Origin of the sequence: Actinomycetospora soli (assembly GCF_021026295.1) — a bacterium.
In the GTDB taxonomy this organism is placed as follows: domain Bacteria; phylum Actinomycetota; class Actinomycetes; order Mycobacteriales; family Pseudonocardiaceae; genus Actinomycetospora; species Actinomycetospora soli.
This window is the reverse complement of sequence record NZ_JAJNDA010000007.1, coordinates 275,294-291,541: the sequence shown is the minus strand read 5'-3', so window position 1 is coordinate 291,541 and position 16,248 is coordinate 275,294. Positions and strand designations below refer to the sequence as shown.

The following is a 16,248-nucleotide window of genomic DNA, read 5'->3' as shown; positions in this document are numbered from 1 at the left end:
CCCCCTAGTACGCGAGCGTGCGGTCGACGGCGTCGAGGACGCGGTCGAGGTCCGGGCGGTAATGGGCCTCGAGGCGGGCGGCCGGGTAGGGCACGTCGAACCCGCCGACGCGCCGGACCGGGGCCTCGAGCCGGTCGAAGCAGCGCTCCGCGAGCGTCGCGGCCACCTCGCCGCCCAGCCCGCCGAAGGTCGGCGCCTCGTGGACGACGACCGCGCGGCCCGTGCGGTCGACCGCCGCGGTGAGGGCGTCCACGTCCATCGGGGAGAGCGAGCGCAGGTCGACCACCTCGAGGTCGTGGCCCTCCTCCTCGGCCGCCGCCGCGGCGGCGAGACAGGTCTCGACCATCGACCCCCAGGTCAGCAGGGTCAGGTCGGTCCCGGGACGCACGACGCGGGCGGCGTCGAGCGGGAGGTCGGGCTCGTCGGCCACCTCGCCCTTGGACCAGTAACGGCACTTCGGCTCGAAGAACACGACCGGGTCCTCGGACTCGATCGCCTGCCGCAGCAGCCAGTGCGCGTCCTGCGGCGTGGCGGCGGTGACCACCCGCAGCCCTGCGGTGTGGGCGAAGTAGGCCTCGTTCGACTCCGAGTGGTGCTCCACCGCGCCGATGCCGCCGGAGACGGGGATGCGGATGACCACCGGCAGCGTGATCCGGCCCGCGGTGCGCGCGTGGATCTTGGCGAGCTGCGAGGTGATCTGGTTGAACGCCGGGTAGACGAAGCCGTCGAACTGGATCTCGCACACCGGCCGGTAGCCGCGCTGCGCGAGCCCGATCGCGGTGCCGACGATGCCCGCCTCGGCGATCGGGGTGTCGACGACCCGCTCGGGTCCGAAGTCCTTCTGCAGGCCGTCGGTGACCCGGAAGACGCCGCCGAGCGCGCCGACGTCCTGCCCCATGACGAGTACCGACGGGTCGGACTCGAGGGCGTGGTGCAGGGCGGTGGTGATGGCGCGGGACAGGGTGGTGGTCATCGGGCCTCCTCGACCGCGTCCTCGAACGAGGCCAGGTAGGCCGCGTAGGCGTCGCGCTGCCGGTCGACCGTCGGCGAGCCGCCGGGCAGCACGTGGTCGAACATCGCCGTCGGGTCGGGATCGGGCAGCGCCCGGCACGCGCGCCGGGTCTCGGCGCCCAGGGCGTCGGCCTCGGCGTCGAGGTCGGCGAGGAACGCCCCGTCGGCCCAGCCCCGGTCGTCGAGCAGGGCCCGGAGCCGGTCGACCGGGTCGCGTGCCCGCCAGTGGTCGAGCTCGGCCGCGGTGCGGTAGCGGGTGGGGTCGTCCGAGGTCGAGTGCCCGGCCATCCGGTAGGTCGTCGCCTCGATGAGGGCCGGTCCCCCGCCGCGGCGGACGGCCTCGACCGCCCGCCGGGTCGCCGCGTGGACCCCGAGCACGTCGTTGCCGTCGACGAGCTCGGTGGCCAGGCCGAACCCGGCGGCCCGCCGGTGCAGCGGGGCGCCGAACTGCCGGCCGGTGGGGGTGGAGATGGCCCACTGGTTGTTCTGGCAGAAGAAGACGACCGGGGCGTGCACCGTCGCGGCCCAGTTGAACGCCTCGTTCGCCTCGCCCTCGCTCGACGAGCCGTCGCCGAAGTAGGCGAGGACCACGTCGTCGGACCCGTCGCGCTGCACGCCCATCGCGTAGCCGACGGCGTGGAGCAGCTGGGCACCGAGCACCAGGGTGTAGACGCCGAAGCGGTGCTCGGCCGGGTCCCAGCCGCTCTGCCGGACCCCGCGCCACTGCGCGAGCAGTGCCTCCGGGCCGATGCCGCGGCAGAGGGCGGCGGCGTGGTCGCGGTAGGAGGGGAACACCGGGTCGGAGTCGCGGATCGCGCGGATCGAGCCGACCTGGGCGGCCTCCTGCCCCAGGGACTGCAGCCAGAGCCCGAGCTCGCCCTGGCGTTGCAGGTGATAGGCCTCGGAGTCCACCCGTCGGGCCAGCACCATGTCGCGGTACAGGTCCCGGCACAGCTCGGGGGTCACGTCGCGGGCGGCCGGGTCGTCGGTCAGCCGCCCGTCCGTGCCGAGCAGGACGTACGTGGTCGTGGTCTCCATCGCGGTCTCTCCACCGGGTCGCGGTGCCTCGACACCGTCCGACACCCGGGGTCTCCGGGAGTCGGACTGGCCATGTGTGCATCAGCATGCGCCCCTCCTGCGCTCATGTCCAGTAGAACGCCGTCATGACCGGATGATCGTTCGAACGCCCTGACCGGTCGGGCAGTGTGGCCTTGCTCACCGACGGACCGATCCCCTACCACTGCTCCCATGACGCAGCTCCAGGACAAGGTCGCCCTGATCACCGGCGGCGAGAGCGGGATCGGGCTCGCCTCGGCGAAGCTCTTCGTGCGCGAGGGCGCGAAGGTCGTCCTCGTCGGCATCGACCGGGCCGCGCTGGAGGCCGCCGAGAAGGAGATCGGGTCGGAGCACGCGTTGGCCGTCGTCGCCGACGTGACCGACTCCGCCGCCGTCGCCGCCGCGGTGACCGCGGGGGTCGATCGCTTCGGCCCGCTGGACGTGGTGTTCTCCAACGCGGGCATCTCCGGCGCGGTCGCGACGATCCCGGACTACCCGGAGGACGTGTTCGCGCGCACCCTCGCCGTGCACATCGGCGGGGCGTTCCACGTCCTCAAGCACACGCTGCCCCGGATGAACGACGGCGGCAGCGTCATCATCACCTCGAGCGTGGTCGGGCTCGTCGGGTTCGGTGACCTCTCCGCCTACGTCGCCGCCAAGCACGGCCAGGTGGGCCTCATGCGCTCGGCCGCCAAGGAGGTCGCGGGCCGGCGCATCCGCGTCAACACCCTGCACCCCGGGCCGACCTCGACGCCGTTCCAGGACGACATCGAGATGACCGCGACCGGCAAGTCGCAGGCCGACGCCGCCCGCGACTTCGACGCGATGATCCCGCTCGGCCGGCACACGACGGTGGACGAGATCGCGCAGGCGGCCCTCTACCTCGCCTCGGACGCCAGCTCGATGGTCACCAGCACGACGTTCGCCATCGACGGCGGCATGAGCGGCTGACCCATCCACCCACCCGTCGTCAGGAAGGAACGCACCGATGCGCGCCGCCGTCTACCACCGTCCCCACGACGTCCGGATCTCCGAGCTGGACGAACCGGAGCCCGGACCCGGGCAGGTGAAGCTGCGCGTCGCGCACAACGGCGTCTGCGGCTCCGACCTGCACGAGTACTTCTCCGCGGAGACGTTCGTGCCGGTCGAGCCGCACCCGCAGACCGGGGTGAGCGCGCCGGTCGTCCTGGGGCACGAGTTCTCCGGCACGGTGGTCGCGGTCGGCTCCGGCGTGACGCGGGTGGCCGAGGGCGACCGGGTCGCGGCCCGGCCCACGATCACGTGCGGGGAGTGCCCGTCGTGCCGGGCGGGGTCGCCGAACACCTGCCGGGTGCTCGCGTTCCACGGGCTGTCCGGGCACGGGGGCGGGCTCTCGGAGTTCACCGTGCTGCCCGAGAGCATGGTGTTCGCGCTGCCCGAGGGCGTCTCGCTCGAGATGGGTGCGCTCGTCGAGCCAATGGCCGTCTCGTACCACGCGGTCGAGGTGTCGGGCATCGAGCCGGGGCAGTGCGCCGTGATCGCCGGGCTCGGCCCGATCGGCGTCGGGCTGTTCTTCGCGCTCCGCGCCCGGGGGGTGGAGAAAATCATCGCGAGCGACCCATCCGCGGCCCGCCGGGACATCCTGACGACGCTCGGTGCGAGCCGGGTGATCGACCCGACGGAGACCGAGGTGGCCACCGCCGCCGCGGAGGCGACCGACGGGCTCGGCGCGCACGTGGTGTTCGACGCCGCCGGCGTGGGCGCCGCCATCCTCACCGGGATCGGGGCGCTCGCACCGCAGGGGAAGATCCTCGTCGTGGGCATCCACGAGCAGGCCATGGAGCTCAACCCGACGGCCCTGCTGCTCGGCGAGGCGCAGATCGTCGCCTCGCTGACCTACACCGACGACGACTACCGCGCGGTGATCGACTCCATGGCCCGCGGGGAGATCAGCCCCGAGGGGTGGGTCGACCACGCGCCCCTCGACGACCTGCTCCGGGTCTACGAGGAGCTGCGCCGGGGCGCACGGATGAAGGTGCTGATCGACCTGTAGGTGGCCTGCGGCCCCGTGAGGACGTCCCGTGGCGGTGCCACGGGACGTGCTCACGGGACGGAGCCGGGCTAGGCCACCATCTCCTCGAGCTCCTTGCCCTTCGTCTCCGCCACGGCCTTGTAGACGAAGACGAAGCTGAGCAGCGCGAAGAGCGTGTAGAGCCCGTAGGCGAGCGTGAGGCTCACGTCCGCCAGCGACTGGAACGTCACGGTGATGAGGAAGTTCGCGAGCCACTGCGCGGCGGCCGCGACGGCGAGGGCGGCGGCCCGCAGGTAGTTCGGGAACATCTCGCCGAGCAGCACCCAGACCACCGGGCCCCACGTGATCGCGAACGAGACGACGAACAGGTTCGCCGCCACCAGGGCGATCGGGCCCCAGGCGCCGGTCAGGCCGACGGTCGCCTCACCGCTCTCGCTGACGGTCGGGACCGCCTGCGAGAACGCGACCGCCATGACGCCCAGCGTGATCGTCATGCCGATCGAGCCGGCCAGCAGCATCGGCCGCCGCCCGACCTTGTCGACGATGAGGATCGCGACGATGGTCGACAGCACGTTGATCAGACCGTTGATCACCGAGGCGGTGAACGAGTCGGACTCCGAGAACCCGACGGCCTGCCATAGCGTCGTCGAGTAGTAGAAGATCACGTTGATGCCGACGAACTGCTGGAACACCGACAGCAGGATGCCGACCCAGACGATGGGCTTGAGCCCGAAGCGCTGACCGGTGAGGTCGCGCAGCGACGGCTTCACGTCCCGGCGCAGCGACTCGGCGATCTCGGTGATCTTGTGCTGGACCGACTCCATCGACCGCGAGCCCTCCACGGAGTGGAGCACCTGGCCGGCCTTCTCCAGGTCCCCCTTCGCGACGAGGTAGCGCGGCGACTCGGGGATCCGCAGGGCGAGCACGGCGTAGATGACCGACGGGATGACGCCGACCAGGAACATCCAGCGCCACGCCTCGAGCCCGATCCAGAACTCGTTCGCGGCCCCGCCGGCGACGCCCGCGAGCAGGGCGTCGGAGAGCAGTGCGACGAAGATGCCGAGCACGATCGCCATCTGCTGCAGCGAGCCCAGCCGGCCGCGGATGTGCGCGGGGGCGATCTCGGCGATGTAGGCGGGCGCGATGACCGACGCGATGCCGATGCCGATCCCGGCGATGATGCGCCAGATGATCAGGTCCCAGACCGCGAAGGCGAGACCGGACCCGATCGAGCTGATGGCGAACATCGCCGCGGCGATGAGCATGACGCGCACCCGGCCGTAGCGGTCGGCGACGGGTCCGGCGAACCACGCGCCGACCGCGGAGCCGAGCAGGGCGCAGGCGACCGTGAAGCCCGCGAGCAGCGGGGAGTTCGTGAGGCCGAACTGGTTGTTCAGCGCGTCGACGGCACCGTTGATGACGCTGGAGTCGAAGCCGAACAGGAAGCCGCCGACAGCGGCGACGATGGAGACCAGGACGGCCTTCGTCGTCGTCTTCGGCGGGGTGCCGGAGACCGACGAGCCCCCCGGGCCCGCCGGCGAATCAGTGGTCATGACGTCCCTCTCGTGACAGCGGTGTCGGGATGTGTCCGTGCCAGGTCGGCCGCGCCGACCATGCCCGCCTCCCAGCCGAGCTCGGCCAGGCGTACCTCCGCCACCGGACGGTGGCCGCGGCCGGTGAGGTGCCCGCGGAAGGTGGCTTCCACGCGGCTCCGCAGCACCTCCCCCGCCTCGGACACCCCGCCACCGATGACGAACAACGACGGGTCGAGCACCGCCGCGAGCTGGGCGCAGCCCAGCCCGATCCAGCGACCGATCTCGTCGAAGCAGTGCAGGGCGCCGACGTCGCCGCGCTGGGCGAGTTCGGTGACCATCTCCCCGGTGATGTCGTCCGGGTCGCCGCCCGCACGGTCGAGCAGGCCGGCCGCGAACGCCGGCGAGTGCCGGGCGATCTCGCGGGCCTCGGTCACGAGGGCGCGCCCCGAGCCGTACTGCTCCCAGCAGCCCTGCAGGCCGCACCCGCAGCGCCGGCCGTAGGGGACCATCGTGATGTGGCCGATCTCCGCGGCCACCCCGAAGCCCCCGCGCAGCAGCCGCCCGCCGACGACGATCCCGCCGCCGACGCCGGTGCCGATGGTGATGGCGACGAGGTCGTCGTGGTCGCGGCCGGCGCCGAAGCGCGACTCCGACCAGGCCACCACGTTCGCGTCGTTCTCGACGACGACGGGCAGGCCGAGCTCGGCCGAGAGCTTCGAGCGGAGGTCCTCGTCGCGCCAGGCGAGGTTCGGCGCGAACATCACCGTGGAGCGGTTCGCGTCGACGAAGCCCGCCGCGCCGATGCCGACCGCGTGCACCTCGTGCGTGGCCGCGAGCTCCCGGACCGCGTCGGCGATCCCGGACAGCACGCCCTCGGTGGACTGGGCGGGCGTCTCGCGCCGGGTGTGGGCGAGCAGCGTGCCCTTCCCGTCGACCACGCCGGCCGCGATCTTCGTGCCGCCGACGTCCACACCGACGGTGAGCCCGTCGTCGGGGACGTCCCCCGGGCTAGCGGGCGGGGGCGAGCCCCGCTCCGCCGCGTCTCCCGTCATGACCCACCTACTTCGTCGACAGCTCGTGGGACGCCAGCTTGTCGACGTCGATGGTGGACATGTCGGTGACCACGATGTCGGCTCCCTCGCCCGCGAGCGCGTCGGAGTCGTCCGCCCGGGCGACCCCGATCGCGGCGAACTTCCCGGCCTTGGCCGCCTGGATGCCGTTGGTGGCGTCCTCGCAGACGAAGGCGTCCCCGGGCTCGACACCGAGCTCCTCCGCCGCCGTCAGGAAGATCTCCGGGTGCGGCTTGCCCTGGGCGAAGTCGCGGCCGGACACGTCGACGTCGAAGACCTCGTGCAGGTTCCCGGAGCCGCCGTAGTTCGCGAGGTCGATCTTCTCCAGGAACAGCTTCGCGTTCTTCGACGACGAGGCCGCGGCGATCGGGATGCCCGCGTTCTTCACCGCGATGACGAACCGCACCGCGTCGTCGTAGGCCGAGAACCGGCCCTCCTTGATCAGCCGGATGATCATGTCCTGCTTGTACTCGCCGTACTCGGCGACGCGGGCCTCGACGTCGGGCACCCCGAAGTACTCGAGGGCCGCGGTGGCTCCCGCCTTCCGCGGCTTCCCCGACATGCGCTGGTGGTAGACCTCCGAGGTGAAGGCCTCCGGGGTCCAGGACGTCCGGTCGCGGATGTCCGACCAGGGGCCCTCCATGAGCTCCTGCAGGGACTCCCGCCAGGCCTGCTCGTGCGGCGAGTCGACGAGGACGCCGTCGACGTCGAAGATGCCGCCTCGAAAAGCACCGGATGCAGTCACGATCATTCCTCTCAGACGTGCTCGAGCTCGGTGGGACCGGGGATCTGCGACGGGTCGTCGACGAGGCGGACCGCGGCCCGGTCGCCCGCCTTCATCTCGCGGACCTCGCCGCCGAGGTCGACCTTGATCGGGTGCGAGAAGCCCTCCGTGGCGACCTCGACCACGAGCTCGCCGCCGGTCACCGAGACCTGCAGCGAGGTGCCCTGGAAGACCATGGAGTAGCGCAGCCCGTCGAGCCGGCTGGTCACCCGCGGCGCGAACTGCAGGACGCCGTCGCGCACGTCGCACCCGACGTACGCGCGCTGCAGGAGGTCGAGCGTGCCCGACATGACACCCATGTGGATGCCCTCCTTGGTGGTGCCGCCCTGCACGTCGCCGACGTCGGACTCGAGCGCCACCAGGAAGCGGTCCCAGGACGACGACGGGTCGATGCCCGCGAGGACCGCCGCGTGCGCCACCAGCGACAGCGTCGAGCCGTGCGAGGTGCGGTGGTCGTAGTAGTCGATCGCGCGGCGGGCGAAGTCCGGGTCGTCGGCGATCTCGCCGTAGCCGAGCCGGTCGAGCACCTCGCGCAGCTCGACGGAGGAGAAGAGGAAGAACAGCATCACCGTGTCGGCCTGCTTGGCGACCTTGTAGCGGTCCGGGTCGTCGCCCTCGGCCTTGAGGATGCGGTCCATCCGCTGGATGTTGGTGTGCTTGGCCCGGTAGCCCTCCCAGTCCAGCTCCTCGAGGGCCTCGTAGCCCTCGAACTGGCTGATCACGCGGTGGCCGTCGCCGACGTCGTGCGTCGGGACGTACATCAGCCGCGTCATCTCCTCCCAGCGCGCGATCTCGGCGTCGGTGATGCCGAGGCGGCTGCGCAGGGCGCGGCGGCGGCTGGCGGTGAGCAGGTCGAGCACCTTCGGGGCGGTCGAGCAGATCCACGCCACCATGACGTTGGTGTAGGCGTTGTTGCGCAGCCCGCCGGTGTCGGCACCCGGGTAGCCCTCGTGGAACTCGTCGGGGCCCATGACGCCGTGGATCTCGTAGCGCCCGGTCTGCGGGTTCTTGTGCGCGATCGAGGCCCAGAAGCGCGCGATCTCGAGCATCAGCTCGGCGCCGTAGTCGCGCAGGAACTCGAGGTCGTCGGTGGCCTGGTAGTACTGCCAGACGTTGTAGAAGATCGCCGCGTTGACGTGCCGCTGGTTGTGCGAGTGGTCGGGGTCCCACTGGCCCGAGAGCGGGTTGAGGTGGACGACCTGCGTCTCCTCGGTCCCGTCGGAGCCGGACTGCCACGGGAACATCGCGCCCGAGTACCCGGCCTCGGCCGCCGCCGCCCGCGCCTCCGCGAGCCGCCGGTAGCGGTACATCAGCAGCCCGCGGGTGATCTCCGGGAGGCGGAAGTTGAGGAACGGGTAGACGTAGAGCTCGTCCCAGAACACGTGCCCGCGGTAGGCCTCGCCGTTGAGCCCGCGGGCCGGGACCCCGGCGTCGTGGCGGGCGGTGTGCCGCGAGCAGACCTGCAGGATGTGCGCGGTGTGGAAGCGCAGCAGCAGCTGCACGCGGGGTTCGGACGGCAGGTCGATCGCGCACACGTCCCAGAGCTCGGTCCAGGCGGACTCGTGCTCGGCGAAGGCCTCCGCGAAGTCGGGGTAGCGCTCGACGTGGCGGCCGGCCGCGGTGAGCGTCTCCGTGATGGCGTTGTCGTGGCTGGTGAAGAACGACACCAGCTTCTCGACCTTGATCGACTCGCCCTCGTGGGCCTCGAGCTCGAGGACCTGCTGGATGTAGTCGTTCATCTGGTGCAACGTGCGCTTCGGCTCGACGGCCTGCCACGACCGCCCGCGGCTGCGCGCGACCCGGGTGCGGGCCGCCTCGGAGATGTAGAGGTTCGACTGCCGGGTGCGGACCTTGAGCGCGATGATCTCCGGGCCGAAGGTCCGCGGGCTGACCGGGTCGAGGTGGCGGCCCTCGAGGTCGCGGTACCGGGCGACCATGTTGTTGTCGACCCGGCCGTCGATCGCGGTGACGATGCCGATCTGGCCGGACCAGTTCTCCGGGGTGAGCACCCACTCCAGCGCCGCCTGGTGGCTGTGCGCCATCGACATGAAGCGGCGGCTGCGCAGGCTCGTCTCCCGGCCCTTGCGGTCGCGGAAGCGCAGCGTGCGGGTGACCAGGGCGGTGCGGATGTCGTAGGAGTGCTCGTAGTCCAGCACCTCGACGTTGTCGAGGGTGATGGCCTCCTCGCCCTCGATGCGCAGCATGAGGGTGAGCCAGTTGGGCAGGTTGACGAGGTCCTCGTTGAGCACCGGCCGCCCGCCGAGGATCGTCGTCTCCCGGTTGTAGGCGCCGTGGGCGTAGGTCCCCGCGTAGTGGTTGGGCGGGTCGGTCTCCTCCCACTCCGCCGCCCCGCGGGTGCAGAAGTAGCCGTTCCCGGTGGACGAGAGCGCCTCGCGCAGGCCCTCCTCCTCGGGGTCGATGCCCCGCCAGGTGAGCGTCCAGCCGTCGGGGTCGTGCCCGGTGGGCTCGTCGGTGGTCACCGTCGGTCTCCTCCTGCTGCGGCAGCGTCTCGGGCGGGTCGGCGGGGTGGGGTGGTCAGCGGGCCAGCGCGTCGAGGAAGGCGCCGACCGCCTCGACGTCGGGGAGCACCGCCGACGCGGCGGTCTCGCGGTCGGCGGCCTCGGCCGGGTCGATCACCAGCACCCCGAGCCCGCCGTCGGCGATGCTCGGGGCACGGAAGGCGTCCTCGTCGGTGACGTCGTCGCCGACGTAGATCGGCAGCACGTCCGCGCCGCGCAGGTCCAGGACGTCGAGCAGGTGCTCGACGGCACGGCCCTTGTTCCAGTCGATCTTCGGCTGGATCTCGTGGACGAACTTGCCGGGGGTCACGCGCAACCGGTCGGGGTGGGCGGCGAGCACGTCGTCGACGAGGCTCTGCACCCGGTCGTGGGCGGACGGGTCGACCCCGCGGTAGTGGAGGGCGACCGAGGCGTGCTTGGGCTCCACGAGGGTGCCCTCGATCGTTCCGGCGCGCTCGGTGACCTCGCGGGTCACCGTCTCGACGAGCTCCTCGAAGCCGGTCGAGGCGTCGTGGGTGATGCGGCCGGTCCGCGGGGAGTGGATGTCGAACCCGTGGCTGCCGGCGACGACGAGGTCGTCGAGGCCCATCAGCTCCATCACCACCGCGCGGTCGCGGCCGGAGACGACGCAGACGCTCGCGCGGTGGGCGAGGTCGGAGACGATCCGGCGCATCTCGTCGGTCATGATCGCGTCGGAGGGCCGGTCGACGATCGGGGTGAGCACGCCGTCGTAGTCGAGGAACACCGCCGGCCTCCGGCCGTCCCCCCGGTCGGCGAGCGCCTCGGCGGGCCCGGGCAGCTCCGACGCACGCGCGCTCATCTGTTGCGACCTCCACGTCGACGTGCGCCAGGGCCCTGTCCGGACGATGCACCGAGCAGCTTGTGACGCGCTTCACAGGCTAGTTCCGGGTCCACACGCGGTCAACGGATGAACGCGCGGCGCCGATCTTGGCACGCGTGCGGGCCGGTGTCCTGCCGGTCAGGGCCGCGTCGCGAGGACGTGGTCGAGGGCGAGCGCGACGGCCCCCAGGACGTGCGCGTGGCGACCCAGCCGGGCCGTCGTCACCTCGACGCCGTCGGCCGCGCCGGGCAGGGCCCACCGCTCGAGCGCGGCGCGCAGCGGGTCCAGCAGCAGGTCCTCGGCCTGGGCCAGCTCACCCCCGACGACGATCCGGGCGGGGGTGAGGACGCTGCACAGACCGCCGAGCGCCCGTCCGACGTGCGCGCCCGTGTCGGCCAGCACCCGACGCGACGGCGCGTGCCCGCCGCGGGCGCGCGCGACGACCTCCTCGACCGACAGCGGCGCCCCGAGCAGGGGCTCCAGGAGCCCGACGACGGTCGCCGTCGAGGCCCAGGTCTCCAGGCAGCCGCGGTTGCCGCAGCGGCAGACGGCGCCACCGGGCGGGCCGCCGGAGTCGTCGACGACGACGTGGCCGAGCTCGCCCGCCGTCCCGCTGCGCCCCCGGTAGGGCCGGCCGCCGAGCACCAGCCCGGCGCCCACGCCGTCCGAGAGCTTGAGGTAGAGGCCGTCCTCGACCTCGTGCAACGCGCCCCAGGCCTGCTCGGCGAGGGTGCCGAGCAGGGCGTCGTTGTCGACCACGACGGGGACGTCGAAGCGCTCCGCGGCGACCGCGGCCGGGCGGATCCCGACCCAGCCGGGCAGGATGCCGGGCTCCCCCACCGCACCCGTGCGGGCGTCGACCGGCGCAGGGAGACCGATCCCGACGGCGAGCAGCTCGGCCCGGTCGACGCCTGCCGCCGCCAGGGCCTCGTCGAGCAGGGCCGCCGCGGCGTCCAGCCCGACCCGCGCGTCGTGGCCCTCGGCGAGCGAGGTGCCCCGCTCGGCCAGGAGCCGACCCGCGCCGTCGTCGTCGACCGGCCCCGTCGTCGTGGGCCGCCCGAGCCCGACGCGGACGTGCCGGTGCCCGAAGTCGATCCCGGCGACGACGCCCGGGAGCGGGGTGATCCGGACCGCCCGCACCCGGCGTCCGCCCCGGACGGCCGTGGACGCGGTCAGCCGGCCCTCGCGGCAGAGGTCGCGCACGATGTTGGAGACGGTCGCCGGCGCGAGCCCGGTGGCGGCGGCGATCCCGGACTGCGTCGGCTCCCCCGCCTCGAGCACGGCGTCGAGCACGCGGCGACGGTTCGCCTCCCGCAGCCCTGCCGGGGAGCCGGGCCTCGCCGCGTTCATTCAATGAATCTAGCGCTCGGCTGTGGCCTGTGTCACTCGCGCGGTCCCTCGATCCGACGAACGGCACCTCGGCGTCGTCCGCCGCGCAGCGCTAGCGTCCGCCCGGTGGATCACGCGACGGACCTCGACGCCCTGCGCCGGTCGGTCGTCGACGCGCTGATCGAGAGCCGGACGGCGTCGCAGGTCTACGACGACGACGGGCGGCTGGAGTGGGTCTCCGACCAGATGCTGCAGCTCGCGGGCGCCGACGGCGACACCGAGGTCGGTCGCGGGATGCACCTCGACGAGGGCCTCGAGCTCCCGATCTGGTCGGACATGCTCTCCGAGTCCACCCGGGCCGAGCTGCGGGCCGACCTCGCCCGGCGGCTGCAGCCCGACCACGACCTGGCCCCGCTCTGGGTCTCCCCCGTCGAGCTGAACCTCGCGGGGCGGAGCCGGCCCGTCGGCATGCTCGGGTTGACCCTGCGCGGGCCCGACGGCCGACCCGCGGGCACCGCGCTGGTGTTCGCCCCGCTGCTCCCCGCGCGCGTGCTCGCCCTGGTCAGCGAGGGCGACGAGGCCATGTTCACGCGGATGGCCGACCTCACCGAGCCCGGCCGCCGCCCCACCGCCGTGCTCTTCGCCGACATCGACTCCTCGGGCCCGCTCGCCCGGCGGCTGCCCACGCCGGTCTACTTCGACCTCGTCCGGCGCTTCACCACGGTGTTCGACGACCTGGTGGCCCGGCACGGCGGCATCGTCGGCAAGCACGCGGGCGACGGGGCCTCCGCGTTCTTCCTCGCGACCTGCGCGGGCCCCGGGTCGGAGTCGGCCGCGGCGCGGGCGGCCCTGGCCGTGGGCCTGTCCCTGGCCGGGGAGGTGTGCACGATCGTCGAGGCGCTGGCCGACGACGGCGCCGGGGTGACCGTCGACGACTGCCGCGTGAACGTGGGCCTGCACTGGGGCGCCGACCTCTACATCGGCCAGATCGTCACCGGTGGCCGGTTGGAGGTCACCGCGCTGGGCGACGAGGTGAACGAGTGCGCCCGCGTGGAGCAGGTCGCGACGGGTGGGCAGACGCTCGTGTCGAAGACCCTGGTGGAGCGGCTGGACCTCGACGACGCCGCCGCCCTGGGGATCGACCCGCTGCGCCTGACCTACCGGCCGCTCGCCGAGCTCGCCGGCGACGACCGGAAGGCGCTGCGCGACGCCGGCACCCTGGCGGTGGTCGACCTGACCGGGGTGCCGTCCGGGTCCTGAGCACCTCGGCCCGCCCGCGAGTGGTCCGTCAGGCACGTCCACGGGCCCCAGGGACCTGCCTTGTGTGCCACTCGGGCGCGGCGTCCGGGTCCTACGCTCCCGGCCTGCTCGCGAGTGGTCCGCCAGGCATGTCCACGGGCCCCAGAACCTGCCTCAGGTGCCACTCGCGGACGGCGTCGAGCCCCGCGGAGGTCAGGCGACGAGCCGGAGTGATCGCTCCTCCGCGTCGTCCGCCTCCGGCTCGGCGACCGTGTCGGGGACCTCGACCGCGGCGCGCACCCCGACCAGGCCGGCGATCGCGACGACGAGGCCGAGCCCCGGCACGAGCTGCTCGGCGCCGGCGAGCAGGACGGGGACGAGCGGCCGGACGGTGCGCCAGGTCAGGTCCGGACGACGGGTCAGGACGGTGGGCGCGGGGATGGTGATCGTGATGGTGATGCTCATGGCGGCCTCGGTTTCGGGCGCGTGCGGGCACGCCCGCGTCGCGCGCCGGGTCAGGCCGGGCGGGAGGCGGGCGAGGAGGGGCGGGCCGAGCGGAGCCGGGGACCGGCGCCGGGACTGTGACCGGGACTCATCGCCCACCTCCTCACACCTCGCGGGACCGACGATCACTGAACACCCGCGCGCTCGACCCGGTCAACCCCGCGTCCGACGCCGTGACCCAGCGGAGACTGTCGGACCCCTCGGGCACAGTGCCCGACATGACCGATCTGACGGGATCCGTGGTGGTGGTGGCCGGTGCCACCCGCGGGGCCGGGCGTGGCATCGCGGCCGCGTTCGGCGAGGCGGGGGCGACGGTGGTGTGCACGGGGCGGTCCAGCCGCGCCGGGCGCGCGGACGTGGTGTCGGACTACGCGGGGCGTCCGGAGACGATCGAGGGGACCGCCGAGCTGGTCACCGCCCTCGGGGGGCGCGGCATCGCCCGGCAGGTCGACCACCTCGACGCGGCGCAGGTGGCCGAGCTCGCGGCGTGGTGCCGGGAGGAGTTCGGCGGCCTCGACGTGCTGGTCAACGACATCTGGGGCGCGGAGGACCTCAAGGGCGCGCCGGCGGAGTGGGACACCCCGGTCTGGGAGCACGACCTCGACGTGGGGCTGCGGATCCTCCGGCTGGCGATCGACACGCACCTGATCACGTCGCACCACCTGCTGCCCCTGGTGCTGGCCCGTCCGGGCGGCCTGGTCGTCGAGGTCACCGACGGGACCACGGCGTTCAACGCCGGGAACTACCGGATCTCGGTGTTCTACGACCTCGCGAAGGTCGCCGTGAACCGGCTCGGGTGGTCGCAGGGCCACGAGCTCGCGCCGCACGGGGCGACGGCCCTCGCCGTCACGCCCGGGTGGATGCGCTCGGAGCTGATGCTCGAGACGTACGGGGTGACCGAGGAGACCTGGCGCGAGGCCGTGGGGACCAGCGCCCCCGAGGGGTTCGGGCAGTCGGAGACGCCGCGGTTCGTCGGGCGCGGGATCGCCGCGCTGGCCGCCGACCCCGACCGGGCCCGGTGGAACCAGGCCTCGGTGACCGCGGGCGAGCTGGCCCGGGCCTACGACGTGGTCGACCTCGACGGGACGCAGCCCGATGCCTGGGCGCTGCACTGACCGGCGCGGCTCACCAGCCGCGGTCGGTGAGCCAGCGGTCGCTCACGCTGCGGCGGACCTGGTTGCCCAGGGAGCCGATCGCGCCGACGTCGTAGGCGTGGTTGGCGAACGGCACGGTGACCAACGTGGCGTCCACGCCGGTGGACCGGGCGGCGGCCACGAAGTCCTCGGGCCCCGCCGGCGGCACGAGCTCGTCGTCGGAGGGCACGAGGGCCAGGGTGGGCGGGGCGGCCGGGGTGATCGCGGGGATCCCGGCGATGGCGGTGTACCGGTCGGGCACCTCCGTCGGGGTGCCGCCGGTGTAGGTCTCGAGCAGGACCCGGCCGGGGTTCCCGGGCTCCCCGGGGAAGGTGCCGTCCCGCCACGCACCGACGGGGTCCACGGCGGGGTACTGCACGAGGACCCCGCGCGGCACCGGGACGCGTCCGCCGCACGCGGAGGGCTGGGTGCGCGACGCCGCGTGGTAGGCGACCGACACGGCGAGCTGCCCGCCCGCGGAGTCCCCTGCGAGCACGATCCGGGTCGGGTCGCCGCCGAGACCGGGAGCGAGCGCGGGCAGCTGCGCGAGGGCGCAGGCCACCTGGGCGGCGGCGAGGTCCCAGGTCGGGCGTTCCGGGGTGGAGAGGGTGTAGCCGACGCTGATCACGAGGCGCCCGCGCTGGGCGAACCACCGCAGGTCGGCGGAGTTGTCCAGCTCGGAGCCCGCCGCCCACCCGCCGCCGTGCACGTACACGAGGATCGGGGCGGGGCCGACGGCACCGCCGGGGCGGTAGATCGCCGCGCGCAGGGGCGCCCCGTCCGGGCCCGTGCCGTACTGCGGGTAGCCGTCCGGGACCGAGACGTCGCCGTGCGGGTCCACGGCCCGGACGAGGTCGACGGCGCCCCCGGCGGCACCGGCGGCCGACACCACCAGGCCGACGACCACGCCCAGCGCAACGGTGCCGAGCGCCCCGAGCCCGGCCACCACCGTGCCCGCGCGCCGCAGCCGCAGGCGCACCGCCAGCGCGAGCAGCGTGGCGACGAGGCCGGCCACCACGAGCGGCGGGCCGTACGTCTGGACCGCGATGGTGGCGTTCCCCGACAGCGGTCCGAGCCCCGGCACGAGCGCACCCAGGGCCACGAGCAGCACGACGACCACCACGGCCCCCAGCACCAGCAGCGTGAGCCCGGCGAGCACTGCGCCGACGCGCTGGCGGGGGCCGGGCGGTGCGCTGGTGACCGTCACGGTCGGGAA

At 73.4% G+C, this 16,248-nt stretch carries 14 protein-coding genes; 4 read left to right on the top strand and 10 right to left on the bottom strand.

Going from position 1 to position 16,248, the window contains the following annotated elements; all coding sequences use genetic code 11:
* Positions 1 to 4 precede the first annotated feature (4 nt).
* Together LN037_RS14320 and LN037_RS14315 are read right to left on the bottom strand one after the other, a co-directional pair.
* Positions 5 to 973, bottom strand: a complete 969-nt coding sequence (locus LN037_RS14320) for an alpha-ketoacid dehydrogenase subunit beta (RefSeq protein WP_230753628.1) — start codon at positions 971 to 973, stop codon at positions 5 to 7.
* Positions 970 to 2,049, bottom strand: coding sequence for a thiamine pyrophosphate-dependent enzyme (locus LN037_RS14315; protein WP_230753626.1), 1,080 nt, complete (start codon positions 2,047 to 2,049; stop codon positions 970 to 972). The genes LN037_RS14320 and LN037_RS14315 overlap by 4 nt, the downstream gene beginning before the upstream one ends.
* A gap of 210 nt (positions 2,050 to 2,259) precedes the next feature.
* On the opposite strand from LN037_RS14315, the gene LN037_RS14310 reads away from it, so the two are divergent.
* Entirely contained in the window at positions 2,260 to 3,018 is a 759-nt protein-coding gene (locus LN037_RS14310; RefSeq protein ID WP_230753623.1) for an SDR family NAD(P)-dependent oxidoreductase, read from the top strand.
* 37 nt (positions 3,019 to 3,055) lie between these two features.
* A complete protein-coding gene (locus tag LN037_RS14305) occupies positions 3,056 to 4,099 on the top strand; it encodes a 2,3-butanediol dehydrogenase (RefSeq protein WP_230753620.1) in 1,044 nt (347 codons plus the stop codon).
* 68 nt (positions 4,100 to 4,167) lie between these two features.
* Here LN037_RS14305 and LN037_RS14300 read toward each other — a convergent pair whose 3' ends face one another.
* From LN037_RS14300 to LN037_RS14275, 6 genes are all read right to left on the bottom strand, one after another.
* Entirely contained in the window at positions 4,168 to 5,631 is a 1,464-nt protein-coding gene (locus tag LN037_RS14300; protein WP_230753617.1) for a sugar porter family MFS transporter, read from the bottom strand.
* Complete coding sequence (locus LN037_RS14295) at positions 5,628 to 6,665, bottom strand: ROK family glucokinase (protein WP_230753615.1); 1,038 nt, start codon at positions 6,663 to 6,665, stop codon at positions 5,628 to 5,630. Before LN037_RS14295 ends, LN037_RS14300 begins: the two co-directional genes overlap by 4 nt.
* Positions 6,666 to 6,672: 7 nt before the next feature.
* Entirely contained in the window at positions 6,673 to 7,428 is a 756-nt protein-coding gene (locus LN037_RS14290; protein WP_230753613.1) for an HAD family hydrolase, read from the bottom strand.
* Positions 7,429 to 7,439: 11 nt separating this feature from the next.
* On the bottom strand, positions 7,440 to 9,947 hold the full coding sequence (locus LN037_RS14285) for a glycoside hydrolase family 65 protein (RefSeq protein WP_230753611.1): 2,508 nt from the start codon (positions 9,945 to 9,947) through the stop codon (positions 7,440 to 7,442).
* Positions 9,948 to 10,002: 55 nt separating this feature from the next.
* Complete coding sequence (otsB, locus tag LN037_RS14280; RefSeq protein WP_230753609.1) at positions 10,003 to 10,806, bottom strand: trehalose-phosphatase; 804 nt, start codon at positions 10,804 to 10,806, stop codon at positions 10,003 to 10,005.
* A gap of 159 nt (positions 10,807 to 10,965) precedes the next feature.
* Positions 10,966 to 12,177, bottom strand: a complete 1,212-nt coding sequence (locus LN037_RS14275; protein WP_230753608.1) for an ROK family transcriptional regulator — start codon at positions 12,175 to 12,177, stop codon at positions 10,966 to 10,968.
* 105 nt (positions 12,178 to 12,282) lie between these two features.
* Here LN037_RS14275 and LN037_RS33605 point away from each other — a divergent pair, with 105 nt between their 5' ends.
* Positions 12,283 to 13,416, top strand: coding sequence for an adenylate/guanylate cyclase domain-containing protein (locus LN037_RS33605; RefSeq protein ID WP_230753606.1), 1,134 nt, complete (start codon positions 12,283 to 12,285; stop codon positions 13,414 to 13,416).
* Positions 13,417 to 13,608: 192 nt separating this feature from the next.
* Here the strand turns inward: LN037_RS33605 and LN037_RS14265 are convergent, their stop codons facing one another.
* The gene (locus LN037_RS14265) at positions 13,609 to 13,860 is read right to left on the bottom strand and encodes a hypothetical protein (RefSeq protein WP_230753604.1); all 252 of its coding nucleotides are present in this window, start codon (positions 13,858 to 13,860) and stop codon (positions 13,609 to 13,611) included.
* A 257-nt stretch (positions 13,861 to 14,117) separates the two neighbouring features.
* Here LN037_RS14265 and LN037_RS14260 point away from each other — a divergent pair, with 257 nt between their 5' ends.
* Positions 14,118 to 15,014 carry an SDR family oxidoreductase gene (locus LN037_RS14260; protein WP_230753601.1) on the top strand — a complete coding sequence of 299 codons (897 nt, stop codon included), beginning with the start codon at positions 14,118 to 14,120 and terminating at the stop codon, positions 15,012 to 15,014.
* Between the two features lie 10 nt (positions 15,015 to 15,024).
* On the opposite strand, the gene LN037_RS33600 is transcribed toward LN037_RS14260, so the two are convergent.
* Positions 15,025 to 16,239 carry an alpha/beta hydrolase gene (locus LN037_RS33600; RefSeq protein ID WP_230753597.1) on the bottom strand — a complete coding sequence of 405 codons (1,215 nt, stop codon included), beginning with the start codon at positions 16,237 to 16,239 and terminating at the stop codon, positions 15,025 to 15,027.
* Between the last annotated feature and the right edge of the window lie 9 nt (positions 16,240 to 16,248).